Origin of the sequence: Xenorhabdus poinarii G6, assembly GCF_000968175.1 — a bacterium.
In the GTDB taxonomy this organism is placed as follows: domain Bacteria; phylum Pseudomonadota; class Gammaproteobacteria; order Enterobacterales; family Enterobacteriaceae; genus Xenorhabdus; species Xenorhabdus poinarii.
In genome coordinates, this window is sequence record NZ_FO704551.1 from 2934394 (window position 1) to 2960180 (window position 25787).

General features: G+C 46.0%; 20 protein-coding genes. 11 read left to right on the forward strand and 9 right to left on the reverse strand.

Going from position 1 to position 25787, the window contains the following annotated elements; all coding sequences use genetic code 11:
* Positions 1-23: 23 nt before the first annotated feature.
* Positions 24-260, reverse strand: coding sequence for a stationary-phase-induced ribosome-associated protein (gene sra / locus XPG1_RS17755; protein WP_071825387.1), 237 nt, complete (start codon positions 258-260; stop codon positions 24-26).
* 1230 nt (positions 261-1490) lie between these two features.
* Between sra and XPG1_RS13640 the strand changes: the two genes are divergently transcribed.
* The gene (locus XPG1_RS13640; protein WP_045959537.1) at positions 1491-1793 is read left to right on the forward strand and encodes a helix-turn-helix domain-containing protein; all 303 of its coding nucleotides are present in this window, start codon (positions 1491-1493) and stop codon (positions 1791-1793) included.
* A gap of 202 nt (positions 1794-1995) precedes the next feature.
* Here XPG1_RS13640 and XPG1_RS13645 read toward each other — a convergent pair whose 3' ends face one another.
* The 5 genes from XPG1_RS13645 to ftsY form a co-directional block, all read right to left on the reverse strand.
* Positions 1996-3147, reverse strand: a complete 1152-nt coding sequence (locus XPG1_RS13645; RefSeq protein WP_045959538.1) for a glycerate kinase — start codon at positions 3145-3147, stop codon at positions 1996-1998.
* Positions 3148-3349: 202 nt separating this feature from the next.
* On the reverse strand, positions 3350-4207 hold the full coding sequence (gene rpoH / locus XPG1_RS13650; RefSeq protein WP_045959539.1) for an RNA polymerase sigma factor RpoH: 858 nt from the start codon (positions 4205-4207) through the stop codon (positions 3350-3352).
* A gap of 212 nt (positions 4208-4419) precedes the next feature.
* Positions 4420-5394, reverse strand: a complete 975-nt coding sequence (gene ftsX / locus XPG1_RS13655) for a permease-like cell division protein FtsX (protein WP_045959540.1) — start codon at positions 5392-5394, stop codon at positions 4420-4422.
* Positions 5387-6052, reverse strand: coding sequence for a cell division ATP-binding protein FtsE (ftsE, locus tag XPG1_RS13660; protein WP_045959541.1), 666 nt, complete (start codon positions 6050-6052; stop codon positions 5387-5389). The genes ftsX and ftsE overlap by 8 nt, the downstream gene beginning before the upstream one ends.
* 6 nt (positions 6053-6058) lie before the next feature.
* A complete protein-coding gene (gene ftsY / locus XPG1_RS13665; RefSeq protein WP_045959542.1) occupies positions 6059-7834 on the reverse strand; it encodes a signal recognition particle-docking protein FtsY in 1776 nt (591 codons plus the stop codon).
* 262 nt (positions 7835-8096) lie between these two features.
* Between ftsY and rsmD the strand changes: the two genes are divergently transcribed.
* The 3 genes from rsmD to XPG1_RS13680 all read left to right on the forward strand — a co-directional run bounded on the left by rsmD (position 8097) and on the right by XPG1_RS13680 (position 11593).
* Complete coding sequence (gene rsmD / locus XPG1_RS13670; protein ID WP_045959543.1) at positions 8097-8675, forward strand: 16S rRNA (guanine(966)-N(2))-methyltransferase; 579 nt, start codon at positions 8097-8099, stop codon at positions 8673-8675.
* Between the two features lie 41 nt (positions 8676-8716).
* Entirely contained in the window at positions 8717-8998 is a 282-nt protein-coding gene (locus XPG1_RS13675) for a DUF1145 family protein (RefSeq protein ID WP_045959544.1), read from the forward strand.
* 270 nt (positions 8999-9268) lie between these two features.
* Positions 9269-11593 carry a zinc/cadmium/mercury/lead-transporting ATPase gene (locus tag XPG1_RS13680; protein WP_045959545.1) on the forward strand — a complete coding sequence of 775 codons (2325 nt, stop codon included), beginning with the start codon at positions 9269-9271 and terminating at the stop codon, positions 11591-11593.
* 249 nt (positions 11594-11842) lie between these two features.
* Here the strand turns inward: XPG1_RS13680 and tusA are convergent, their stop codons facing one another.
* Positions 11843-12097, reverse strand: a complete 255-nt coding sequence (tusA, locus tag XPG1_RS13685) for a sulfurtransferase TusA (RefSeq protein ID WP_045959546.1) — start codon at positions 12095-12097, stop codon at positions 11843-11845.
* Positions 12098-12283: 186 nt separating this feature from the next.
* Here tusA and XPG1_RS13690 point away from each other — a divergent pair, with 186 nt between their 5' ends.
* Positions 12284-12949 (forward strand): 7-cyano-7-deazaguanine/7-aminomethyl-7-deazaguanine transporter, encoded by a 666-nt coding sequence (locus XPG1_RS13690; protein WP_045959547.1) that lies wholly within the window; start codon positions 12284-12286, stop codon positions 12947-12949.
* Between the two features lie 269 nt (positions 12950-13218).
* Positions 13219-14319 (forward strand): glycerol dehydrogenase, encoded by a 1101-nt coding sequence (locus XPG1_RS13700; RefSeq protein ID WP_045959549.1) that lies wholly within the window; start codon positions 13219-13221, stop codon positions 14317-14319.
* 88 nt (positions 14320-14407) lie between these two features.
* On the opposite strand, the gene XPG1_RS13705 is transcribed toward XPG1_RS13700, so the two are convergent.
* Positions 14408-17575 carry an amino acid adenylation domain-containing protein gene (locus tag XPG1_RS13705; protein ID WP_084717361.1) on the reverse strand — a complete coding sequence of 1056 codons (3168 nt, stop codon included), beginning with the start codon at positions 17573-17575 and terminating at the stop codon, positions 14408-14410.
* A gap of 949 nt (positions 17576-18524) precedes the next feature.
* On the opposite strand from XPG1_RS13705, the gene glpT reads away from it, so the two are divergent.
* Together glpT and glpQ are read left to right on the forward strand one after the other, a co-directional pair.
* A complete protein-coding gene (glpT, locus tag XPG1_RS13710) occupies positions 18525-19874 on the forward strand; it encodes a glycerol-3-phosphate transporter (RefSeq protein WP_045959551.1) in 1350 nt (449 codons plus the stop codon).
* Between the two features lie 263 nt (positions 19875-20137).
* Positions 20138-21217, forward strand: a complete 1080-nt coding sequence (gene glpQ / locus XPG1_RS13715) for a glycerophosphodiester phosphodiesterase (protein ID WP_045959552.1) — start codon at positions 20138-20140, stop codon at positions 21215-21217.
* A 77-nt stretch (positions 21218-21294) separates the two neighbouring features.
* Here glpQ and epmA read toward each other — a convergent pair whose 3' ends face one another.
* Positions 21295-22272, reverse strand: a complete 978-nt coding sequence (gene epmA, locus XPG1_RS13720; protein ID WP_045959553.1) for an elongation factor P--(R)-beta-lysine ligase — start codon at positions 22270-22272, stop codon at positions 21295-21297.
* 568 nt (positions 22273-22840) lie between these two features.
* Here epmA and frdA point away from each other — a divergent pair.
* Genes frdA through frdC form a run of 3 tightly spaced genes read left to right on the forward strand, consistent with a single transcriptional unit; the run spans position 22841 to position 25774 of the window.
* On the forward strand, positions 22841-24637 hold the full coding sequence (gene frdA / locus XPG1_RS13725) for a fumarate reductase (quinol) flavoprotein subunit (protein ID WP_045959554.1): 1797 nt from the start codon (positions 22841-22843) through the stop codon (positions 24635-24637).
* Positions 24630-25364 carry a succinate dehydrogenase/fumarate reductase iron-sulfur subunit gene (locus XPG1_RS13730; protein WP_045959555.1) on the forward strand — a complete coding sequence of 245 codons (735 nt, stop codon included), beginning with the start codon at positions 24630-24632 and terminating at the stop codon, positions 25362-25364. Before frdA ends, XPG1_RS13730 begins: the two co-directional genes overlap by 8 nt.
* 14 nt (positions 25365-25378) lie before the next feature.
* Entirely contained in the window at positions 25379-25774 is a 396-nt protein-coding gene (gene frdC / locus XPG1_RS13735) for a fumarate reductase subunit FrdC (protein WP_045959556.1), read from the forward strand.
* Positions 25775-25787: the final 13 nt, after the last annotated feature.

The following is a 25787-nucleotide window of genomic DNA, read 5'->3' on the forward strand; positions in this document are numbered from 1 at the left end:
AACGCGGAATAAAAACCGACAGATCATCGATGAGTATTCAGATGCTCAGGATAAAAAGCATTACCCACGTGATAGGTCGTTTTTCCTGAAACTGCGTCCTGTTTCATGGAAACAAAAGAGGAATGATTCAGATGCTCTGGTACTTGATGTGTGTTGCCACCGGAAGCAAGATTGAGCAGAGAAAGGGTGACTCTACGTTTAGAGTTACTTAATTTATACGACATACCCAACAACCTTCTTGCAGCTCTATTACTTAACATAATTAACTCCGTTTCAGTTGTACGTAAGTCTCTCAGTATAACAAACTATTAGAAAATCAAAACATTATTGATATGTTTATCTATCGGAATATTGCTGCTGTCACCTCAGCCGCGATCCCAACGCTATGACATTATTGTTCCCCGCCAGCATCTCCACCGGAATACCTGTCGAAGAGGGTTATTTATGCTGTTTTGGCAAAATCTCAAGCGTGCTTAATGGGCGATAATTTTAGGTAAGTTAAGGAACTATTCAGTTAAAAAGGTAACAATAAACGCTATTTTTAATGAAAACTTTGTAAATTGTCCATAATCACTAACCAAAACCATCAAATCTATCTATGTAAGCTAAATCACTAAAATTTTATTAGAAAACAAAACATTTTATACCAAACTGTCTTGTTTAGATTTATAATCTAAAATATTTAATTTAAATAGAATTAAATTTTGTTTTTAATGGGTATTTTTATTGGATTGGTTCTGGTTTTTTTGTGGTGCTTGGTTGGCATAGGGTCACATTTTTTAACCAATAACATTAATTGGGTAAAATAAAATATGTTTTTAATGAAAAAAATCATATATTATAAATTACTTTAAGTGGAATGATTTTTATTGTGTAATGAAATTTGACTTAGGTTATATTATGTTAGAATTATGTTTACAGTTTGGTATATTTTGTCCAGTTTAAATCTCAAGAAAATCATCAATAAAAGCGAAATACGTCGAATAATATGCGTTTATGCGGCTATTTTTTAGCTTTTGAGGAATTTTCTTGTTTAAGTATTTTTAAACTATTAAAAATAAATTAATTAAATTTAATCAATAACATCAAATCCAATAAGTCAAAAATGAGGAGAAGATGAGTTATCTCTCATGCAAGGAGAACAGGAATTCTGTCTAAGCCGCATTTGGTAACACAGCCAAAAAGATATGTAGAGGTAGCGACAAAACAGAGAAAAATGATTCATATCATGGAAAAACGCTCTTTGCATCGGTGAGGGTCTGTTTTTTACAAAACGTTAATAAAAATCATGTCATTACAAAAAAAGACGCATGTCAGAAAACAAAATGGCGGATCAAGTGGTAACAATAGGTAGGCCATGGGCAGTCATCAATCTGTCAAGACCCTCTCTATTTTTACGAGCAACTAACGGAGTGAAAATCCAATATATGTCAAGCTCCGAAAAGTCGCCTTAATAACGCCATAACTTACTGATTAAAAAAGGATAAGATATGGAAAGTGCAAACCTATTAGTCGGGCAACGTATTCAAACAAAAAGGAAGGAACAAGGTATCACCGCAACCGCGCTGGCAAAACAAATTGGTATCAGCCAACAGCAGCTTTCACGTTATGAAAGAGGAACCAATCGGATCAACATAGATCATCTTGTTGAAATTGCTTGGATATTACACACTCCGATTGCTTGGTTTTTCCAGGATTGCAATAAAAACAAAACAGAGGACGATACGGTTAATAAACTTACGGATCAATATATTCCCATTGCTGAAACAATTATCGGGAAGAATGGTTGTTAAATGGGACAAGAGAAATTTGTCAGAAGCTTGTTGTGCTACTGATTCCAATGAGATCATTCAGGCTTCTGACTCTTGTCTGGTTTACGTATTTCATACCCCACTCAATCAGAACCCTCATCATCAACGATATCAACAATCAGCCGTTAACGCTTTCGGCGAGTTATTTTCCAATATTTGCAGCTATTTCCGAGTACATAACAAGTTACGATTCCCTGCTCCGCCAATGAGACATTGCCCAAACCGCAGCGATGTTGCGTGCCGTTACCTGCAAGTTGTCTGCGCCATTAGCAAGGGCATCTGACAGAGAACACACCCCGGGTATGATGGAAAACACCGCATCCAGCCCATGTTGATGCACAACATGATAATCCCGGCTCATTTCGCCCACTAACGCAATCGTGGGAATCCCCCATTTTTTCGCAATACGGGCGACACCAATCGGGGTTTTTCCGTGTATCGTCTGGCTATCTATGCGACCTTCTCCGGTAATAACCAGATCCGCCCCCTGAATGGCGTCTTCTAGTTTCAGAGTATCGATCACAATCTCAATACCTGACTGTAATTCCACCCCCAACAATCCCAATAAGGAAGCGCCCATCCCTCCGGCTGCGCCTGCACCAGCAGCAGTAATCACGCGTTTTCCCGTCATGGCTTCTATTTTCATGCCATAATGATGTAAGGCAGAATCCAACGATTTAATCATCGCGGGTGTTGCACCTTTTTGTGGACCAAATACCGCTGATGCGCCCTGTTCACCACATAATGGGTTATTAACATCACAAGCAACGGTCATTTCAATTTGCCTGAGACGTGGATCAAAGTTGGTTAAATCGATGCTTTCCAATCGGGCTAATGCTGCACCACCAAATGGCAGAGTACGGCCATCGCCATCCAATAAATTCGCGCCCAGCGCCTGCATCATGCCTGCGCCACCGTCATTGGTTGCACTTCCCCCGATACCTAAAATCAGTTTACTCACACCGTGTTCCAACGCAGCCAGGATCAATTCTCCTGTGCCATAACTCGTTGTGATCATAGGGTTACGCTGCGCCATGGGGACGCGTTGCAAGCCAGATGCCGTTGCCATTTCAATAACCGCCGTCGTTCCATCCCCAAGCAAACCAAAACATCCCTCTACCGGCTGCCCCAAAGGATCTATGACCGAACAGACAATGCGTTTACCCCCTGTCGCGGCGATCAGTGATTCTACTGTCCCTTCACCACCATCTGCCATGGGTATCTTGATATAGTCTGCTTGCGGATAAACTTCCTTAAATCCCCGCTCTATCGCCTGCGCTACTTGTAAGGCACTCAGGCTTTCCTTAAATGAATCAGGGGCAATCACAATTTTCATCATGCATTTCCTCGGCGCGCTGAGGCAGATTTTTCGGCATGATTAACCCGGTAAGAGCCAATACACCAAAGGATGAAGGTAGAAATGAAGGATCGTAAAACCAACTCATATACGCTCATAAAAAAAGCGATAAAATAAATTATCGCTTTTCAATCTAACAAGTTTGACTCAACTAATGAGATACATTAATCAGTCTAACTGTTTATGCTTCAATAGCCAGCCGCAATTTCTTCATTGCATTTTTTTCTAGCTGTCGAACACGTTCGGCGGATACACCGTATTTATCCGCCAGTTCTTGCAAAGTGATTTTGTTGTCATCATCCAGCCAACGGGAACGAATGATGTCTTGGCTACGCTCATCCAGTCCTTCCATCGCCACAAAAAGCTTATCTGCAGCATGGTTTTCCCAGTTATCTTCTTCAATGCCATCGGCAAAGTCAGAAGCTTTGTCTTGCAAATACAGCACCGGCGCCACAGGATTGCTATCATGATTGTCATCATCAGAGGACATATCGAATGCCATATCCTGCGCTGACATGCGAGATTCCATCACTCGGACATCTTTGCTGGTCACGCCCAATTCTTGAGCGACCAGATCAATTTCATCCTGATTAAACCACCCCAGACGTTGTTTAGCTTTACGCAAATTAAAGAACAGCTTGCGCTGAGCTTTTGTTGTTGCAACTTTCACAATACGCCAATTACGCAGTACATATTCGTGAATTTCTGCCTTAATCCAGTGGACAGCAAAAGAAACCAAACGCACACCCACTTCGGGATTAAATCGACGAACCGCTTTCATCAGGCCAATATTACCTTCCTGAATTAAATCCGCTTGTGGCAGACCATAACCGGCATAACTGCGGGCAACATGAACAACGAAGCGCAGGTGAGAAAGAATCAGCTTTTTCGCTGCATCCAGATCTCCCTGGTAATGCAGCCTTTCTGCCAGTTCCTTTTCTTCCTCTGCGGACAGCATCGGATAAGCGTTGGAGGCACGGATGTATCCTTCCAAACTACCTTGTGGAACTAATGCCAAAGTTTGCATTTCTTTTGTCATTCAAATTCTCTCAAAATCAGATCCAAATTGAAGGCTGTTTACGCTTGCTCAAATTAACCCATAAGGTTTATTCAAGTCAAAGGCATGTCTATTTTACCATCATAGCACTCATATTCAAATCATCTCAATTAGATGAATCGTCATACTCATCATAACGCTGAATTAGGCAATGACTAAGTCAGAAAGTTCACTTGCAAGCCCTGCTATCACCTTTATTCTGGCCGAAAACGACGCAAATGCTGAATTGTCGCAAACCATGCAGCAATCCAACCAATCATACCCGAAACCAGCACTAATAAGAGTGATTCATCCCATCCCAGGCCATGCAGCTTAAAGCTTGTCCCAAAAACACTCGCCACGTCTGTAACGATATCGGCAAGTTTCCAGACTAATAAAGCGGAGAGGAGCAGAGAGAATATGGCGCCCAGTATCCCCAACAAGGCTCCGCCATTAAGGAAAGGACGCAATATAAAACCATCTGTTGCCCCAATCAGCTTCATGACGTTAATCGTTTCACGGCGACTAAAAATACTCAGCCGGACACTGTTACCAATAACCAACAGCAATGCAACCACCATCAGGATACCGATGACAGCCGCAATTTGACCCACCAGAGCCGCTAACGCCGTCAAGCGGGAAAACCAGCTATCATCCATCCTGACATCTTCAATCCCTTTAATCTGTGCAACCTGATCGCGCAATATCGTTATTGCCTGAGTTCCTTGAAAATTCAATGTTGGCGATACGATAGCGACTGCCGGAAGCGGATTTTCCTCCAGCAAATCCAATGCGCTGGCAAACCCCGACCATGCCCGGAATTCGTTAACGGCGTCTTCACGGGAAAGATAATTCACCGATTTTACGCCATCCATACCTTTTAACTGATCAATCACCTGCTTAGCGCTATTGTCATTCAGTGATTTATCCAAATAAACCGTGAGTTGTGGAACGGGATACCACTGTATTACCGCCTGGTTAACGTTTTTCCAAACGATATAAAACACACTCGGTAAGGTCAGGGAAATGGCGATCACCATAATGGTTAGCAACGTCGCCAGTGGTTGACCAAGCATATCAGACAGCGTGCTTTTCCACGCATAACGCCACTGTACACGCCATCCACCTCGCAATGCCCGGGATTTTGATGACGGTGTTTTTTTCACTGAATGACGGACATGCTTAACCATGCTGCCCTCCTTGCATCCGCCCCTGATTCAGGGTCAGGATACGGTAATTTCTTCGTTCAATAAGCGCCGTATCATGGGTCGCCATCAAAACCGTCACGCCGACTCGGTTAAATTCTTCAAACAGACGCATGATCCCCTCGGATAGCTCACCATCCAAATTTCCGGTCGGCTCATCCGCCAGCAGTACGGTTGGCTTATTCACCACAGCTCTGGCGATACCAACACGTTGCTGTTCTCCACCAGAAAGCTGGATGGGGAAATTTTTCGCTTTGTCCAGTAAACCGACCTTATCCAATGCCGCAGATACCCGCCGACGAATATCTTCGGTACTTGCCCCTGCAATAATCAGCGGCATAGCGACATTCTCGTATACCGTGCGATCCAAAAGCAGGTGATGATCCTGAAAGATCATGCCGATCTGACGACGCAGAAAAGGGATCTCTCTGGATTTTAGTCGGCTGATGTCATGGCCAGAAAACCCAATATGGCCTGCACTAGGGCGTTCGATGCCACAGATTAATTTCAAAAGCGTACTTTTACCGGCACCGGAATGGCCGGTTAAAAATGCCATCTCTCCTGGCAGGAGATGAAAATCGACCCCTTGCAGTGCCTGCCGCCCCCCAAGATAGGCTTTACTGACCTGTTCAAAGCGAATCATTGATAGTTAATCCTCTCGGGCAAAAAGCGCCTCAATAAAATCATCTGCCTTAAATGGACGGAGATCTTCAATGCCTTCCCCGACACCAATATAGCGGATTGGGATCTCAAATTGGTCGGCAATCGCAAAGATCACGCCGCCTTTCGCAGTACCATCCAGTTTGGTCAGTGAAATACCTGTCAGTCCCACAGCTTCATGGAATAGTTTAGCCTGACTTACTGCATTTTGACCTGTACTTGCATCCAGCGTCAGCATAATTTCATGAGGGGCTTCTTCGTCCAGTTTTTTCATCACCCGAACGATTTTTTTCAACTCTTCCATAAGATGGGATTTATTCTGCAAACGTCCGGCAGTATCTGCGATCAAAATATCAACACCTTTCGCCTTAGCTGACTGGATGGCATCAAAAATCACTGAGGCCGGATCTGCCCCCGTATGTTGCGCAATGACAGGGATTTTGTTGCGATCGCCCCAAACCTGTAGTTGTTCTACCGCTGCCGCACGGAAAGTATCCCCGGCTGCCAGCATGACGGATTTACCCTGAGATTGATATTGACGTGCCAATTTACCAATTGTGGTGGTTTTACCAACGCCATTGACGCCCACCATCAGAATGACATAAGGGGATTTACCTTCAATTTCCAGTGGCTTGTCAACTTTCGCCAAAATGCCCGACATCTCTTCTTTCAGTTTAGCGTAAAGCGCTTCTGCATCTTTTAATTCCTTACGGCTGGCATGAGCGGTCAGGTTAGTAATGATCTTACGGGTTGTTTCAACACCGACATCTGCAATCAGTAACTGTTCTTCCAGTTCTTCAAACAGGTCATCATCAATTTTCTTACCACGAAACAGCCCTAAAAAGCCGGAGCCAAGATTTTGGCGGGTTTTCCCCAAGCTACGTTTCAGACGAGCAAAAAAACCTTCTTTAGTCGGTCGTTCTTGCTCCTTCGTCGGAACTGCTTGTGCCTCTGCCTGACGAGCCGCTTCTTCCGCTAAACGTTGCTGTTCTGCCTCTTCTGCGGCGCGACGAGCCACTTCTTCCGCTAAACGCTGCTGTTCTGCCTCTTCCGCGGCACGACGAGCGGCTTGTTCCACCAAACGTTGCTGTTCTGCTTCTTCTGCGGCACGACGGGCTGCTTCTTCCGCCAAACGTTGCTGTTCTGCCTCTTCTGCGACGCGATGAGCCGCTTCTTCCGCCAAACGCTGCTGTTCTGCCTCTTCCGCGGCACGACGAGCGGCTTGTTCCACCAAACGTTGCTGTTCTGCTTCTTCTGCGGCGCGACGAGCCGTTTCTTCCGCTAAACGCTGCTGTTCTGCCTCTTCTGCGGCACGACGAGCCGTTTCTTCCGCTAAACGCTGCTGTTCTGCCTCTTCTGCGACACGACAAGCCGTTTCTTCTGCTAAACGTTGCTGCTCTTCCTCTTCTGCGGCACGACGAGCCGCTTCTTCCGCCAGACGTTGCTGCTCTGCCTCTTCTGCGGCACGACGAGCCGCTTCTTCCGCTAAACGTTGCTGTTCTGCTTCTTCTGCGGCACGACGGGCTGCTTCTTCCGCCAAACGTTGCTGTTCTGCTTCTTCTGCGACGCGACGAGCCGCTTCTTCCGCTAAACGTTGCTGTTCTGCCTCTTCCGCGGCGCGACGAGCCGTTTCTTCCGCTAAACGCTGCTGTTCTGCCTCTTCTGCAACGATCTTCTCTTGTTCGGCTTGTTCTTCTTGCTGTTTCTTATCTTGACGACCAAGTCCAAACCAAGAGAAGAAACCTTTTTTTTTCTCTTTTGCCATCGGCCACTACACTCCTCGCGGTTAATTATGGCGTTACAACAGCCTATCCCAATGACGACCTTGCTCTCCAACAAATATATCCACTGAAACAGGTTCTAACGGTGATAAAATCCAGTCTAACATTTTCATCACATCACAACACATATCTATAGCGGATTTCATGGTAAATTAATCAATGGATTTCTTCATTTTCACTCACTTTTTGTCTCCGCCAGATATTATCGAATCGCACTGGATGACAAATGCTTAAGTTATGTAAATTATGACCAAAAAACCACAACGCGCGTCTTTGGGACAAATCCGTATTATTGGCGGAAAATGGCGCGGCAGAAAATTACCTGTTCTTGATCGTGACGGCCTGCGCCCAACAACCGATCGCGTCCGGGAGACGCTTTTTAACTGGCTTATGCCGAAAATCCAGGGAGCCCGTTGTCTGGATTGTTTTTCTGGCAGCGGGGCACTCGGATTTGAGGCGCTATCACGTTATGCAAGTCACGCGACCTTAATTGAATACGATCGCCATGTGGCAAAACAGCTGTCGACTAACCTCACCTTACTGAATGCTGAAAATGTCGATGTCGTACAAGGTAATGCACTACAATACCTTAACAGCACCGGCACCCCCTTTGATGTGGTTTTCCTCGATCCACCATTCCGTAAGGGCATGTTGGCGGAAACAATCCATTTATTGGAAACGCATAGCTGGCTGGCTGAAGAAAGTTGGATTTATGTTGAGGCAGAAGCAGAATCGGCTGCGGCAGAGGTGCCTCATCATTGGCAGCTACACCGGGAAAAAATCGCCGGTCAAGTCGCTTACCGGTTATATATTCGTCAACAATAATCGCGCAACAGAACAGCTTAAACACAATTTTGGAGTCAATGATGTTTATTCAGTTAGGAAGGGGGCTCATGATCTTAGTTTGGAGTATCATGATCTTCAATGTGTTTCACCCATTCCCAAAACCATTGAAATATTTTATGGATATCGCAATGGTGTTTACGATAATCATGCATGCTTTTCAGTTGCTGCTACTAAAAAGCTCCCAACCTAAAGATCAGAAATTATCTGCCCTGCTACAGACCAAAATTTTCTTTTTCGGCGTCTTTGAGCTATTGGCCTGGCAGAAAAAACAACAAAAAGAAAGAAAACAAGCGCAAAAGTAACGTCCCATACCCGATATTCCATTCTGTTTTCTTTCTGTTAGAGAGACACCGGCAATCGTCAATGAGTCATTTGCGTAATCACTCATTGACGCTCTTTGTGTTTGATCAAGACGAATACCTATTGATGATGAAAATTCACACTAAATAGCACAAATCATCAAAAAAATGCGACTTATTGGATTTGACTCTGGAGTTAACTCCAAAGTGTAGAGTGAATGTAAACGCATTTTGCATTAACTCGTTGCATTAACTCTGTCTGAGAGGACGCCTATGTTACCCACGTCTAAAAAACATAAGCAGCTACAGCATAATGCCTTAGCTTCCCAAAAGGAAAAGCATCAAGGTATTGCTAATGATGAACATCTTCATGCACATCAATGTCATGACCATTCCCATCGCGGCCATGAACATTCTCATCAACATGCATCTGAGCATAGCGATGCACACTGTGCACATGATCATGCACATACTACACAGGATAGCTCTCTCGTCGAATTAACTGCAGGACAACGTTTTCACTGGATTATCCAAGGCATGGATTGCCCAAGCTGCGCCGGAAAAATCGAAAATGCCGTCAAGAAGCTCCCCGCCGTCAGACAGGTCAAAGTTCTGTTTACGACGGAAAAGCTGGTCGTTGATGCTGATATTGATATTCGTGCCTCCGTAGAACAAGCCGTAAAACAGGCCGGTTTTGCAATCAAAGAGGTGGATTCAGCATCCAAACGACTCCCGACAGACAATCATTGGAAGACCTTCGCCCCAATTCTGATTCTGGCGGCCTTCATGCTCGTCAGTTGGGGAGTCGCAAAAATTAACGCTCCCGCAGGGCAGATTGCTTTTATCATCACGACACTCATTGGGTTATATCCGGTGGCAACCAAAGCGCTCAAACTGATCCGTTCTGGCACGCCCTTCGCCATTGAGACGTTGATGAGTGTTGCGGCCATTGGTGCCCTATTCATTGATGCCACAGCAGAAGCGGCGATGGTTATCCTCCTGTTCAAACTCGGGGAGATCCTGGAATCTTACGCGGCCGGACGCGCACGCCGTGGCGTTAGTGCCCTGATGGCCTTAGTACCCGATCAAGCCTTGCTGATCAAAGAGGGAAAAAAGAAAACGATACCCGCAGCGGATTTACGACCGGGAGATATCATTGAAATCGCACCGGGGGCGCGTTTACCCACCGATGCCGAGCTACTCAGTCCATTTGCCAGTTTCGATGAAAGTGCGCTGACCGGTGAATCTGTTCCGGTTGAACGGCAACAAGGGGAAAAAGTTGCCGCTGGCTGCCTTTCTGTCGATCGTGCTGTACAGATGAAAGTCATCTCTGAACCCGGCCACAACGCCATTGATCGCATTCTTCAACTGATTGAAGAAGCTGAAGAACGCCGTGCGCCGATTGAACGCTTTATTGATCGGTTCAGCCGCATCTACACACCGTTAATTATCTTATTCTCAGCGCTGGTTGTCCTGATCCCACCGCTCTTTTTGGCCGGTTCATGGGAAACGTGGATTTACCGTGGACTTACCCTGCTGTTGATTGGCTGCCCTTGTGCACTGGTCATCTCAACGCCTGCCGCAATAACTTCCGCGCTGGCCGCCGCTACTCGTCGTGGCGCCCTCATCAAAGGTGGTGCAGCATTGGAACAACTTGGTGCTGTGACCACAATTGCGCTGGATAAAACCGGGACATTAACCGAAGGAAAACCACAGGTGACGGAAATTGAGCCCGTGGAAAATATCAGTACAGAAACCCTGCTGACACTGGCAGGGGCAGTAGAAAGTGGCTCTCATCATCCATTAGCAAAAGCGATTTTGCAGGCGGCAGAAAGCAAAAACGTGACCGTTGTCGAAGCTGAACATCGCAAGGCACTGGCAGGAATCGGCGTTGAAGGGCAATTGGCAGGCCAAAAAATTCTCGTCGCAGCCCCGGGAAGATTACCGGAAAATACGCTGTCCGAGAAATGGATACAGCGAGTGACTGAACTGGAAGAGGCAGGAAAAACAGCGGTAGCCGTCACTCAGAATGGGCAATTTATCGGATTGATTGCGATGCAAGATACATTGCGTCAGGACGCTATAGCCGCTATCCGTCTCCTGAAAAAACAAGGCGTCGACGCCGTGATGCTGACCGGTGATAATCCGCGCGCCGCAGCCGCCATTGCCGGACAGTTAGGCATTGATTACCGCGCGAGTTTACTGCCTGAAGATAAAGTCACCGCCGTGACCGCATTGAATAAAAAGCATTGCACCATGATGGTCGGCGATGGCATCAACGATGCCCCGGCGATGAAAGCCGCCAGCATCGGTGTTGCTATGGGCAGTGGTACTGACGTCGCACTAGAAACTGCCGATGCCGCTCTGACACATAATCGATTGACAGGCTTAGCGGAAATTATCGCCCTGTCCCGAACAACTCATTATAACATCCGACAAAATATCACGATTGCGTTGGGTCTGAAGGCGATATTTCTTATCACCAGCCTATTGGGGATCACCGGGCTATGGATGGCGGTTCTGGCCGATTCAGGCGCTACTGCGCTAGTCACAGCGAACGCAGTTCGGTTATTGCGCGTCAAATCGCAGAAGCCATAATGAAATGTCACAAAAGGAATAAATAAACGAAAAGGTGCAGGTTAATACGATGCACCTTTTCAAAATGACCACTGCATAAGCAATGCCAAATGCTATTAAAGGAAAAAGGAAGTATGGCATCCAGCGAGGTGATAATGAACTCAATGCCATATTTCAAGCGTAGCACAGTTTCTTTTTTCTGCCAGCAAGTCCACCCCCATTCTTGAGAAGCGGTCAAAATGACGTCTTTCTATCGGTTAAACGGCGCGATTAGGCAGACGCTTCATTTTTTCTGAGCAGGTAGCGATAAGGGGCTTGCCCTGTTTCCTTAGCGATCAGGGCATGATCCATAAAACGACAAAACCCCGGAATATCACGGGTTGTTGCCGGATCATCGGCAATAATCAACAATGTCTGACCAGCAGCCATATGGCGGACGGTTTTGCGCACCATCATTACTGGCTCCGGGCAGCGTAGCCCCAACGTATCAAGCGTTTTGTCAGGGTTGGCAAAAACATCGGACATAACAATCTCTGTAGCTTCAAACAATACGATGGGGATGAATTATATTACAAACTATCGCCAATCACTGTACTTTACTTTTATTCATCAACGCGCGTATGATCTAACCATCTGATTTTCAGGTGCATTAATCGTTTAACTACGTTGATTTTTTGGGTTCCCTCACCCCATCCACCAAAAAGGTACAATATGTTTCAATTGACTGCGCAACAGCGAGCGGCAGCCTTAATTTGGCTTTCACTTTTCCATATTCTGATCATCACTTCCAGTAACTATTTGGTGCAACTCCCCATCTCCATTTTTGGTTTTCATACCACTTGGGGAGCATTTACATTTCCCTTTATCTTTTTAGCTACTGATCTGACGGTGCGTATTTATGGTGCGCCTTTGGCTCGCCGGATCATCCTTTCTGTTATGCTACCCGCATTGTTGATCTCTTATCTGATTTCGGCGCTGTTTTTCCAGGGGACATGGCAGGGGTTCGCAATATTGGCAACCTTTAATGTCTTTGTCGCCCGGATTGCGACCGCCAGTTTTATGGCTTACGTGCTCGGCCAGATATTGGATGTCGGTGTCTTCAATCGTCTGCGCCAAAAAAGCCGCTGGTGGATAGCACCGGCTGCCGCCATGTTTTTTGGCAACATGCTTGATACGATGGCTTTTTTCTTTATCGCGTTTTATCACAGCACTGATGTCTTCATGGCGACGCATTGGGTAGAAATTGCTTGTGTGGATTATGCTTTCAAGTTATTCATCTGCATGCTTTTCTTCCTGCCTGCTTATGGCATTCTGCTGAATTTAATTCTGAAATTTTTTTTCCATCAGACAACAGCGAAAACGCTGGCCAAAATTTAATGCTGATTCCCCCTGCTTAGGGGGAATTTTCTCTCTCTTGTCCTTTCACTGACCAATTTGGCACCATTTGTGCTACTTCCTGATCTTTCCCTTCTCGAATCACCTAATTCCTGCTTTTGCTCATAATTTATCAACCTATTTTGCCGTATAGTGTTGACGGGCAGGTAGGCACAGACTTGAGTATGAAAACGGTCTGTCACCTGCGCCATGCCAGTATCCAGTATTGTGACACTCCATGCCTAGTATCCAGTGAAGAAGGAATATCTCTTATGCTAAAAGTGATCCAGTCTCCATCCAAATATATTCAGGGGCCCGGTGCGTTATCTCACATTGGCCAATATACCAAAATGCTTGCGGACCATGTCTTCGTGATCGCTGATAATTTTGTCATGAACCTGATTGGGGATACCGTTAGTAAAAGCTTAGACGAGCACGATGTGACGAGTTATTTTGAACTGTTCAACGGTGAATGCAGCCGCAATGAGATCCATCGCTTATCGGCCATTCTATTGGAGCATCAATGCCAGGCCGTTATCGGGATCGGAGGCGGAAAAACACTTGATACGGCCAAAGCTGTTGCACACGATGCCAAAATCCCGGTGATTATTTCACCTACCCTCGCCTCAACAGATGCACCAATCAGTGCCCTGTCTGTCCTCTACACTGAACTCGGTGAATTCGACAGTTATCAATTTTTCCCGCAAAACCCCGATATCGTGCTGATGGATACCAATATCATTGCCAAGGCGCCGGTTCGTCTGTTTGTCGCAGGTATGGGGGATGCCCTCGCGACCTATTTTGAAGCACGGGCTAGCAGTATCGCTCATAAACCTACCATGGCTGGCGGGGCAACCTCCACCACCGGTTTAGCGCTGGCAAAACTGTGTTATGAGACTTTACTGGCAGAAGGTTACAAAGCAAAACTGGCCGTCGAAGCGGACGTCAGTACACCCGCAGTGGAAAATATTGTTGAGGCAAATACTTATCTCAGTGGTATCGGTTTTGAAAGTGCGGGCTTGGCGGCAGCCCACGCCATCCACAATGGCTTTACCGTACTGGAAGAGTGCCATCACCTCTACCATGGTGAAAAAGTGGCCTTTGGGACGCTGGCACAATTGATCTTGGAAAATAGCGCCAGTGAAGAATTGGAAACGGTGCTCGATTTCTGTGTCCAAGTCGGTTTGCCTGTCACACTGGAGCAATTGGGTTTACGTGATAATGAAAAACTGAATCAAAAAATCATGCAAGTTGCCATCGCAAGCTGTGCCGAAGGTGAAACCATACATAATATGCCATTTGCTGTCACACCTGAGCAAGTTTACGCCGCCATTTTAGCCGCCGATCGCATAGGCAAAGATTGGCTGTATTAAACAGCCGAAAGATGGGCATGTCCCACCGGAACATGCCCAGCATTTACTTGACAATATCAGCCAGCAATCTCTCGCTGGTTGGTTTCAGTTAGCTGTTCCAGCCTACCACCTGCTGCTTAAAACGTTCTGAAAGCGCAGCCGGTAAGAACCCGGTCCGAATCAGATAGCGTAATACCTGATGAATATACTCAGCGGTCATTGCCGGGCAACGGATACCGCTTCCCGCTAATCCCGCCAGCGTATTTTTCAGTTCCAGTTCAGGCTGGATTTCATCAAGATAAGCCGGATCGAGCGCACGATAAGGTCTTTCTGTCATCTCCCTGATCAGGGGGCTCAAGGGATACAATGGATGCGTATCATCCAGCGCCAGGATCTTATCTTTCCCCTCATCGAAGGGGACAGGATCAAGGATATAACCAAAATCCCGTACCCAGTCGAAAAATTGCCGGATAGTGATTGGCTCAGGGTTAAACAGGTTAAAGTATTTTCCATTGGACGCCGGTTGCTTAGAGAGATGCACCAGTGAAGCCGCCACATAATCAACCGGTGTAATATCAAGTAATAGCGCATGGTCAGGGTAAAACCCCATGGCTAAATACCCCTTAAGGGAGGCAAGCAGATAATCATTCCTCTGTGCCGCACCTGTTCGGGTATGCCCGAGGATCAACCCTGGCCGATAAATGCTCACGGGCACACCTCTGTGACGGGCAAGATTAATGATCCCCTCCGAAACCCATTTGCTGCCCGAATAACCGGAAGGATCACGTATCGGCTCACTCATGGCGCGATCATCTTCCAGATAGGGACGAGGTGATTCGGTAGCAAACAGCGCGTTCACGGAAGAGACATAGTGAACATGTTTCAAACGCGCAGTACACGCCAGCGCCAGAACGGTCCGAGTTCCCTCAACGTTAGTGCGTTTCAGGGCGCTATAAGGATAGATGAAATTAACCCATGCCCCATTGTGGTAAATAACATCAATCTGTTCGGCCAATTGTGCCCACGCGCCCGGCAATAACCCAAAATGCGGTTGTCCCAAATCACCAATAACAAAATCGACGCGATCAAGGCGGTTACCGACGTCAATCTGGTAATGTTTAAGTCCGGCCTTGATCCTTTCACGAGCATGCTCTTCATCCGGTGCACGGCATAAGCAAATCACTCTGGCGGACGTTTGTTTCAATAATTGCTCCAGTAAATGCAACCCAAGATATCCCGTCGCACCTGTCAGTAATACGTTGTCTGGCTGATACCAATGGGCATGAGCTAACCCATCAGAACGTATCTCATCTTGCAGATAAACCTCTTTTCTGAGTGTCTCAGCATGCTGACGAATTAAGACTTCACTGTGATATGTGCCTACCGGCTGCGCAGAGTTTGCCGGGCTTACAGTCATCATTTCATCCAAAATGGCGGCGATTCTGGCCACTGTCGGCTCTACATAGATAGCAGAAATCGGCAGCCTCATTGCAAACGCGTTTTCAATCTGTTCTACCATACGAGTCACCAGAAGAGAGTGCCCCCCGATGTGGAAGAAATCGTCCGTGATACCAAATGCATCCGTCGCCAGTAAACCACACCAAATCTGATAAACGCATTTTTCTGTTTCAGTGTGTGGGTGTACCACGGCGTAGCTGGCCTTTAATCGTTCCGCCACGTCTTCCAATCGCTTTTTATCTCTTTTGCCACTGCTTGTCTGCGGAATATAAGGAATACGGTAATATTCAGTCGGTATCCAGGCTTCATGCAGGACGTCCCTGAGAGCAATCCGAGTCTGATGCACCCAATCCTCCGGCACCACCCGATTTGGATTAAACAAGACAAATGCTTGGATCTTGGCAACATCACCACGGCCAGCAACCCGGGTAATGGCATCCTGTACACCATTTTGTTTTCTCAATGCAATTTCTATCTCACCTAATTCGATGCGATATCCCCGCACTTTCACCTGATCATCTTGTCTCCCCATGTAAATAAGGGAGCCGTCTTCAAGCATACACCCCATATCCCCTGTCAGATAAGCTCTTTTCCCTTTTTGCGTCACATCGGGGACGTACCTTTTGGCGGTTTCCGTTGGGTTATTACGATAACCGGCGGTGACCCCCAATCCACCGATGAGAATTTCTCCCACGGTTCCTTTGGAAACCGGCTTCAGATGTTTATCCACAATCGTAATACTGGTGCCTGGAATTGGCTCACCCAACTGGACCTTATCGCCTTTTTTCATGCGGAAGGCGGTTGACCAGATAGTCGTTTCCGTTGGGCCATAGACATTCCATAGTGTGCTGCCCGTGGCGGTCAGTCGGTCTGCCAAATCCTGTGACAACGCTTCACCTCCGCACAGCATGACCAGCGTTGGACGTGGCGTCCAGCCAGCGTTCAGTGCCATTGACCAGGTCACCGGTGTTGCCTGGACGTAAGTGAATTGTGGATCGTCCAGGATTTCAGACAATGCCATTGCGTCACGCTGAGTATCAATTGAAGCAATGTAGATACTTCCGCCATGAACGATGGTCAGCAGCAGTTCCAAAACAGAGATATCAAACGAGAACGTCGTCAACGCCAACATATGGTCACGCTGACGGATTGACAACAACTGGCCAAACGCGCACAGACAAGCGGTTAGATTATCATGCTGTACTTGTACCGCTTTCGGCAATCCTGTGGAGCCTGATGTAAACATCACATAAGCAGGGTGATCCCCCAACGCCGGGATATCAATATCTTCTGCGACTTCCACCTGAACGGCCTGATTCAGGAGCGTCCCCATAGGAATGTATGTTGATGCCTGTAGCCTCGCCGACACAGTATCATCAGAAACCAAAATACTTTCCGGCAGGCTGGCGAGAATATCATTCAGCCGTTTTTCCGGCATCAGGGTATTCAAAGGGATATATACCGCGCCAATTCGCCAGATTGCCTGCATAGTGACAAACCATGAGATACCCCGCTGAGCCGCAATCGCCACATTGCTGCCCATTGTGACTCCGTGATGGCGTAAAACCTGTGCCGCACGCTTTATGCGCTGATCCAATTCACCAAACGTCAACGTCTCATATGGATCAGAGACAGCAACGTCATTGGGTATACTTTTTGCCACCTCCGATAGCCGGGCCGGGACGTTCTTAAACCACGGTTCTAACGTTGCTGTTATCTGACTGATATGACTATTAAATTCAGTGTCCACAGTCGGAGAGTTTTTTTGCCCAGTCGTCAATGCTGTGTGTAATATTGCCTTGTGTGTGTCAGTATTCATAATGATGTTCTCATTCTGAGCCTGATGTATTTCATCACTTTTTATGATGAATAGAGGCATCAGTGCGGGTAGTCGTTATCTTTCAGTTGTTGCCTACACGCAGTATGTTCAAATACCTTATGTTGACATTCACTGAATCAGAAAAGTAAATTGCAGAAAAATTGCGAATTTAATAAAGATATTAATGAGTAATTTTTTATTAATTAAACGTTCAACTTATATAATATATTGAGTTATTCATTGGAAGACAGAGAGTATTACGCCAATACAATCCACAACAAAAACTCAATATACTGATATTATTGTATTTTTTAGCAAAATGGTCATCCATCCTACTTGAAGACTGCGGTCAGAGCACGAATAACCATTTGTAGTAAAATCTATTATTTTTAAATTTAATTTCAAACACTTTATTTATAGCTTCGTTATAAAAAACGCCAAGCAGGTAAATAAAAATAAATTCATATTAATAACTTTAAATATTATTTTCAATAATACTATCAGAGAAATGACACAACCTGTTGAAAATAGCGGGCAGCAAGCCATCCCACCATTGGTTAAATTATATTTAATATATTAATATTTATATCAGTCACATTTATATCGCGCTATAGTAACGATATCAGCCAAATATCCCCAAAATGAATGCGCTTTTGTTCGTTAAAAAACATAAAGTAAATTTAAATAAACGACAGGCAAAGACAGTTATTGTGATATATATCACATTAATACCATCAAATTATATTTTAAAAAAGCCCCGGATCACTCAGAATCACCGACCTAAGAGATTATCGCTATTATGCCGGCGATATTGCTCAATAATATAAGGCTGTTTTAGCCGATTCTATATAAAAAATAAACAATCCATTCTTTTCGTTAATTACACGTACATTCACTGTGTAATCTCAGTGATGTACTCATACAGACAGAAGTCACGTGGAGAAAAAACATGTTAAGCATTTTTAAGCCGTCGCCTCATCAGGCTCGGTTGCCCGCACCAGAAATAGATCCACTCTATCGTCGTTTACGCTGGCAAATTTTTATGGGGATATTCTTTGGCTACGCAGCTTACTACCTGGTCAGAAAAAACTTTGCGCTGGCTATCCCGGCTCTAATCGATCAGGGGTTTTCTAAAGGGGATCTTGGTTTCGCGCTATCCGGTATTTCAATTGCTTACGGATTTTCGAAATTCATTATGGGGTCCGTTTCTGATCGCTCGAATCCACGCGTTTTCTTGCCCGCGGGTTTGCTGATGGCAGCGGCAGTGATGCTATTTATGGGGTTTGTGCCGTGGGCTACGTCCAGCATTGCCATTATGTTTGTTATGCTGTTCCTCTGCGGTTGGTTTCAGGGAATGGGCTGGCCTCCTTGTGGCCGAACCATGGTTCACTGGTGGTCACAGAAAGAACGCGGTCAAATTGTCTCTATCTGGAACTGTGCCCATAACGTTGGCGGAGGCGTTCCTCCATTACTGTTCATGTTGGGGATGGCCTGGTTCAATGACTGGAAAGCCGCGTTCTATATGCCGGCATTTGCCGCGATCCTGGTGGCCATCATCGTTTTCGCCTTAATGCGTGATACACCTCAATCGTGTGGTTTACCGCCAATTGAAGAATACAAAAATGACTATCCACCTGATTATTCGGAAAAAAATGAAAAAGAACTGACGGCAAAAGAAATTTTCATGCAGTACATTTTGCCCAATAAATTGCTGTGGATGATCGCTCTTGCCAACGTATTTGTCTACTTGCTGCGCTACGGTATTCTTGATTGGTCACCCACTTACCTGAAAGAAGTCAAACACTTTGCCATAAATAAATCGTCCTGGGCTTACTTCCTCTATGAATATGCCGGTATTCCGGGCACGCTATTGTGCGGCTGGATGTCTGACAAAGTGTTCAAAGGCAATCGTGGTGCAACCGGCGTATTCTTTATGGTACTCGTCACTATCGCAACGATTGTCTTCTGGTTGAACCCGGCGGGTAACCCGAATATCGATATGCTCTGTATGCTGGTCATCGGTTTCCTGATTTATGGTCCAGTTATGCTGATTGGCCTGCATGCTCTGGAGCTGGCACCGAAAAAAGCGGCAGGCACAGCAGCAGGTTTTACCGGGCTGTTCGGCTATCTGGGCGGCTCGGTGGCGGCCAGCATTATTGTCGGTTACACCGTTGACTTTTTGGGTTGGGATGGCGGTTTTGCGGTCATGATCGGCGGTAGTATCCTCTCGGTTATTTTGCTTCTGTTTGTTATGTTAAGTGAAAAGAAACACAAGCAAAAAATGATTCATTCAAGCTAATAATGATCTGAAAACGTCATTAAAAAACCTATTAATTGCAGTGTAATAACAGTTGCACTGCAATTCATTAATATGATTTTCAATCGCGATCTGGATTTTTTAAAAGCTGAATCATCAACGCGATTTAATTATTTTATTCATTTAATCACCGAGCGTATTAAACGAAGTATAGATAGCGTTTAAAGAAAAATATTTATGTCATAAAACTGTGATATATCACTGGTAAAATTCATTTCCAAGATTGAATTACATGGAGAATCCCAATGCAGCCCCCCATTAAAGCAATGATGGCCGGTATTCTGTTAGCATCATCAATGTCAGGAATTGCCCAGGCAGCTGAGAATAAAATTGACATCGCACATCGTGGCGCCAGCGGTTATTTGCCTGAACATACCTTACCGGCTAAAGCAATGGCCTATGCACAAGGTGCTGATTATCTTGAGCAAGACTTGGTCATGACGAAAGACGACCAGCTTATTGTCTTGCACGATCACTATCTCGATCGCGTCACCGATGTCGCAGAACGTTTTCCAGACCGCGCCCGTCGTGACGGTCGCTATTATGCCATCGATTTTACCTTACCTGAAATTAAGTCACTGAAATTCACCGAAGGTTTTGATATCAAGGATGGCAAAAAAGTCCAAAGCTACCCCGGCCGTTTTCCAATGGGACAATCAGATTTCCACATTCATACCTTTCAGGAAGAGATTGAATTTATACAAGGGATGAATAAATCCACAGGTAAAAACATAGGGATCTATCCTGAAATTAAAGCGCCGTGGTTTCATCGTCAGGAAGGCAAAGATATCACAAGCAAGGTGCTGGAAGTCCTGAAAAAATATGGCTATACCAAAAAGAGCGATAACGTTTATCTGCAATGTTTTGATGCCAATGAACTCAAACGCATCAAAAATGAGTTAGAACCGAAACTGGGCATGGATCTGAAACTGGTTCAGCTTATCGCTTACACTGACTGGCAGGAAACTTACGAACAAAAACCAGACGGTCAATGGCAGAATTACAGCTATGAATGGATGTTTAAACCAGGTGCGATGAAAGAAGTGGCAAAATATGCCGATGGCATTGGCCCTGATTATCACATGCTTATCGCCAGTAATTCTACCCCAAACCACATCAAGTTGACCGGGATGGTCAAAGAAGCTCACGCTAACCATCTGGTGGTTCATCCCTATACGATCCGTATCGATCAATTACCCCAATATGCCACCAGCGGCGACCAATTGTTCGATATTGTTTTCGACAAAGCGAATGTCGATGGCGCATTCACCGATTTCCCTGATTTGGCTGTGAAGTTCCTGAAAAAACATCACGAGCACAAATAGTCAGGACGGATATTGACAAAAATAAAGGGGCAGTCCGAGACGACCCCTTTATTGCTAACGGCATTGAGTATAAATTGTCATGCATTCCCGACCGGAAACGCGATGACTTCACTAATCCGCTGCGCCTTCAACGCCAGCATAACCAGACGATCCACGCCCATTGCGACCCCCGAACATTCGGGTATCCCGTCAGCAAGGGCAGCAAGCAGGTGTTCATCAATAGGCAGAACAGGCATTCCCTTCGCTTCACGTTTACGGTTATCCTGTTCGAAACGGAGACGCTGTTCATGGCTGTCAGTCAGTTCACGAAAGCCATTCGCCAGCTCCATGCCTTTAAAATAGACCTCAAAACGCTCTGCTACCCGGTGATCTTCCTTGCTAATCTCGGCCAATGAAGCCTGAGAAGCAGGAAAATGATAAATAAATGCCGGTTTTTCAAGGCCAATCTGGGTTTCTACTCCCACGGCAAAAAGCAGTTGCAATAACGTATCTCGATCCTCTTCCTGATCAGCGATATTACTGAGATCCAGTTTTGCCGCCACTTCACGTAATTTTTCTTTACTCGCGGTCAGCGGATCGATATCCAGATACCGAATGAAAGCCTGTTGGTAAGAAAGCGATTCCGCACTCTCGCAATCCAAGATCTGTTGCAACAAATCATCCACTTCATTCATTAAACAATACATATCGTAGTGCGGCCGATACCACTCCAGCATGGTGAACTCAGGATTATGATGACGACCGGCTTCTTCATTACGGAAACTTTTCCCCATCTGAAAAATGGGGCCACTTCCGGCGGCTAACAGTCGCTTCATATGAAATTCAGGGCTGGTTATCAGATACAACGTCAAGCCATCTGCCGCGCCTGGCCCAACGAACTGTGTCTGAAAAGAGGCCAAATGAGCGTCGGTGATCGTTGCCTGACTCATCGCCGGCGTTTCGACTTCCAATACGCCCCGCTCTGAGAAAAAGCGCCGTATTTCTGTTAGAATTTCCGCCCTTTTCAATAAATTGGCGATAGGTGCACTTGGCTGCCAATTCGCGACTTCATTCATATTGCTATGACTCCAAATAAAACAAAAGGCGCAGTTTACTCATATCAACGCCGCCAGACAAATTTTCAACATTAAATGGGGGAAAACCGCTATTTTCCACAATAACAGCAACAGCCTCTTTCCCTCTATTTATGGAAAATAGTCAGACATAAAAAATAAATTTTTGGGCAAAATTCTCTCTCAGTGAGATAATGATTTTTGATATGTTAAAAAGCGTTAAAATCACGGCGTATTCATTCAATCACACAATGCATATTAACAAAATAAAATATCCCACACATTTTACTTTATATTCTCGTTTACCAACTTCACCGATGATATTTAACCACGGTATATCCTCAGAATATAAATTTGCTAAATGATTTGTTACGAACGATGGCATATAGCACGCCAGATAGATAAAAAAAACCTCTCAAATCCCGTTTTAGCGGAAAAATCCCACAAAATACGCATTCATATCAAATTTACCTCCGATACTCTTCGCTATAATTAAACCTGATAAAAAGTAACGAAGAGTAAATCATCACGCAACTTCGATTGCCCCCCACTTGAACAATGGAGAAGAGCAGTGCAAACCTTCAATGTTGACCTCGCGATTATCGGTGCCGGTGGCGCAGGGCTACGCGCAGCCATCGCCGCTGCGGAAGCCAATCCCCAATGCAAAATCGCTTTGCTCTCAAAAGTTTATCCTATGCGCAGCCATACTGTCGCCGCCGAAGGTGGATCAGCCGCAGTCACTCAGTCGCACGATTCCTACGACTTTCACTTCAAAGACACCGTATCCGGTGGTGACTGGTTGTGTGAACAAGATGTGGTTGAGTATTTCGTCAAACATTGTCCGACAGAAATGATCCAACTGGAACAATGGGGCTGCCCGTGGAGTCGCAAGGACGATGGCTCTGTCAATGTGCGTCGTTTTGGCGGTATGAACATTGAACGCACCTGGTTTGCTGCCGATAAAACCGGCTTTCATATGCTCCATACATTGTTCCAAACTTCACTCAAGTACCCACAAATCCAGCGTTTTGATGAACATTTTGTCCTCGATATTTTGGTTGATGAAGGACACGCACGCGGATTGGTTGCGCTAAATATGATGGAGGGTACCAAAGTTCAGATCCGTGCCGATGCGGTCATTATGGCGACTGGCGGAGCCGGGCGCGTATACCGTTATAACACGAATGGCGGTATTGTCACTGGTGATGGAATGGGGATCGCCTACCGTCACGGTGTGCCATTGCGTGATATGGAATTTGTGCAGTATCACCCAACGGGTCTGCCCGGTTCCGGTATTTTGATGACCGAAGGCTGCCGCGGTGAAGGTGGAATTTTGGTGAATAAAGATGGCTATCGTTATCTACAGGATTATGGTTTAGGGCCAGAAACGCCCCTCGGACAACCTGAAAATAAATATATGGAATTAGGCCCACGCGATAAAGTCTCCCAGGCCTTCTGGCATGAATGGCGAGCTGGCCGCACCATTACTACCTCGCGCGGGGATGTGGTACATCTGGATTTACGCCATTTGGGTGAAAAGAAATTGCTCGAACGTCTGCCGTTTATCTGTGAGCTGGCAAAAGCCTATGTCGGCGTTGATCCGGTCAAAGAGCCGATCCCTGTCCGCCCAACCGCCCATTACACCATGGGAGGAATCGAAACGAATCAACAGTGTGAAACCCGCATCAAAGGACTATTTGCAATTGGAGAATGTGCGTCTGTTGGTTTACACGGTGCCAACCGCCTCGGTTCCAATTCACTGGCTGAACTGGTCGTATTTGGTCGTCTGGCAGGTGAAAACGCGATCAAACATATTCAGGCTGTGAAACCCGCCAACCATCGTATGCTGGATGCCCAAGCTCGTGATGTGGAAGAAAAACTCAATAAACTGCTGAACCAGAAAGGCAGTGAAAACTGGGCGCAAATCCGTGATGAGCTGGGGGAGTCAATGGAAGAGGGATGCGGAATTTACCGTACACCCGCATTGATGCAAAAAACCATCGATAAAATTGCGGCATTGAAAGAACGTTTTAAACAGATCAGCATTCGCGATCACAGCAGCGTCTTTAATACCGACCTGCTCTATACCATTGAGTTAGGATTTGGTTTGGATGTCGCTGAATGTATGGCTCATTCCGCCATTAACCGCAAAGAATCACGGGGTGCCCACCAGCGTCTTGATGACGGTTGCACTGAACGTGACGATAAGAATTTCTTGAAACATACGCTGGCCTTCTACAACCCCGAAGGTGCTCCTCGTCTGGCATACAGTGATGTGAAAATCACTCAATCTCAGCCGCAGAAGCGGGTCTATGGCGGTGAAGCAGCGGCACAAGAGAAAAAACAGAAGGAGCAAGCGAATGGCTGAGATGAAACGCCTGAAAATGGCGGTCATGCGCTATAACCCGGAGACGGACAGCGAACCTCACTTCGTCACTTATGACGTGCCTTATGATGAGCAAACTTCATTGCTGGATGCGTTGGGTTACATCAAAGACAATCTGGCACCTGACCTTTCCTATCGCTGGTCTTGCCGTATGGCCATTTGTGGTTCCTGCGGCATGATGGTAAACCGTGTACCGAAATTAGCCTGTAAGACGTTCCTGCGCGATTACGCCTCGGGAATGAAAGTCGAGGCGTTAGGTAATTTCCCAATTGAACGGGACTTGGTTGTGGATATGACTCACTTTATTGAGAGTCTGGAAGCCATCAAACCCTATATTATCGGTAATGATCGCCAACCCGCGGATGGCCCGCATATGCAGACGCCGGCTCAGATGGCGAAATACCACCAATTTTCAGGCTGTATCAACTGTGGCCTGTGCTATGCGGCCTGCCCCCAATTTGGCCTAAATCCTGAGTTTATTGGACCTGCTGCGATCACATTGGCACACCGCTATAACCTGGATAACCGTGACCACGGCAAGAAAGAACGTATGCCACATATCAACAGTGACCATGGTGTCTGGTCCTGTACTTTCGTGGGTTACTGTTCTGAAGTGTGCCCGAAACAGGTTGATCCCGCGGGTGCTATCCAACAAAGCAAAGCCGAAAGTGCTAAAGATTTCATTATCTCTATGCTGAAACCACAATAAGGGAGGAAAGAGTGATGACAACAAAACGTAAACCTTATGTGCGGGGTATGGACACACATTGGTGGCAGAAGCTGGGATTTTATCGCTTTTATATGTTGCGCGAAGGCACATCTGTTCCGACGGTTTGGTTCAGCTTACTAGTGCTGCACGGCGTGTTCGCCCTGAAAAATGGCCCGGAAAATTGGGCGGAATTTGTCTCTTTCTTGCAGCATCCGGCGGTGTTGCTGATTAACATCATCACCCTGCTGGCAACGCTATTGCATACAAAAACGTGGTTTGAGCTGGCGCCAAAAGCGCTCAACATCATTGTCAGAAATGAGAAAATGTCCCCGGGGCCGATTATCACACTGCTGTGGACAACCACCATTATTGCTACCGCCGTGATCCTCGGCGCGGCGCTATTTTTCTGACCCTAAGGAGGAT

Coding starts and splice junctions, on each gene's coding strand:
- sra (WP_071825387.1), bottom strand. CDS start 260: ATGTTAAGTAATAGAGCTGCAAGAAGGTTGTTGGGTATGTCGTATAAA.
- XPG1_RS13640 (WP_045959537.1), top strand. CDS start 1,491: ATGGAAAGTGCAAACCTATTAGTCGGGCAACGTATTCAAACAAAAAGG.
- XPG1_RS13645 (WP_045959538.1), bottom strand. CDS start 3,147: ATGAAAATTGTGATTGCCCCTGATTCATTTAAGGAAAGCCTGAGTGCC.
- rpoH (WP_045959539.1), bottom strand. CDS start 4,207: ATGACAAAAGAAATGCAAACTTTGGCATTAGTTCCACAAGGTAGTTTG.
- ftsX (WP_045959540.1), bottom strand. CDS start 5,394: ATGGTTAAGCATGTCCGTCATTCAGTGAAAAAAACACCGTCATCAAAA.
- ftsE (WP_045959541.1), bottom strand. CDS start 6,052: ATGATTCGCTTTGAACAGGTCAGTAAAGCCTATCTTGGGGGGCGGCAG.
- ftsY (WP_045959542.1), bottom strand. CDS start 7,834: ATGGCAAAAGAGAAAAAAAAAGGTTTCTTCTCTTGGTTTGGACTTGGT.
- rsmD (WP_045959543.1), top strand. CDS start 8,097: ATGACCAAAAAACCACAACGCGCGTCTTTGGGACAAATCCGTATTATT.
- XPG1_RS13675 (WP_045959544.1), top strand. CDS start 8,717: ATGTTTATTCAGTTAGGAAGGGGGCTCATGATCTTAGTTTGGAGTATC.
- XPG1_RS13680 (WP_045959545.1), top strand. CDS start 9,269: ATGTTACCCACGTCTAAAAAACATAAGCAGCTACAGCATAATGCCTTA.
- tusA (WP_045959546.1), bottom strand. CDS start 12,097: ATGTCCGATGTTTTTGCCAACCCTGACAAAACGCTTGATACGTTGGGG.
- XPG1_RS13690 (WP_045959547.1), top strand. CDS start 12,284: ATGTTTCAATTGACTGCGCAACAGCGAGCGGCAGCCTTAATTTGGCTT.
- XPG1_RS13700 (WP_045959549.1), top strand. CDS start 13,219: ATGCTAAAAGTGATCCAGTCTCCATCCAAATATATTCAGGGGCCCGGT.
- XPG1_RS13705 (WP_084717361.1), bottom strand. CDS start 17,575: ATGAATACTGACACACACAAGGCAATATTACACACAGCATTGACGACT.
- glpT (WP_045959551.1), top strand. CDS start 18,525: ATGTTAAGCATTTTTAAGCCGTCGCCTCATCAGGCTCGGTTGCCCGCA.
- glpQ (WP_045959552.1), top strand. CDS start 20,138: ATGCAGCCCCCCATTAAAGCAATGATGGCCGGTATTCTGTTAGCATCA.
- epmA (WP_045959553.1), bottom strand. CDS start 22,272: ATGAATGAAGTCGCGAATTGGCAGCCAAGTGCACCTATCGCCAATTTA.
- XPG1_RS13730 (WP_045959555.1), top strand. CDS start 24,630: ATGGCTGAGATGAAACGCCTGAAAATGGCGGTCATGCGCTATAACCCG.
- frdC (WP_045959556.1), top strand. CDS start 25,379: ATGACAACAAAACGTAAACCTTATGTGCGGGGTATGGACACACATTGG.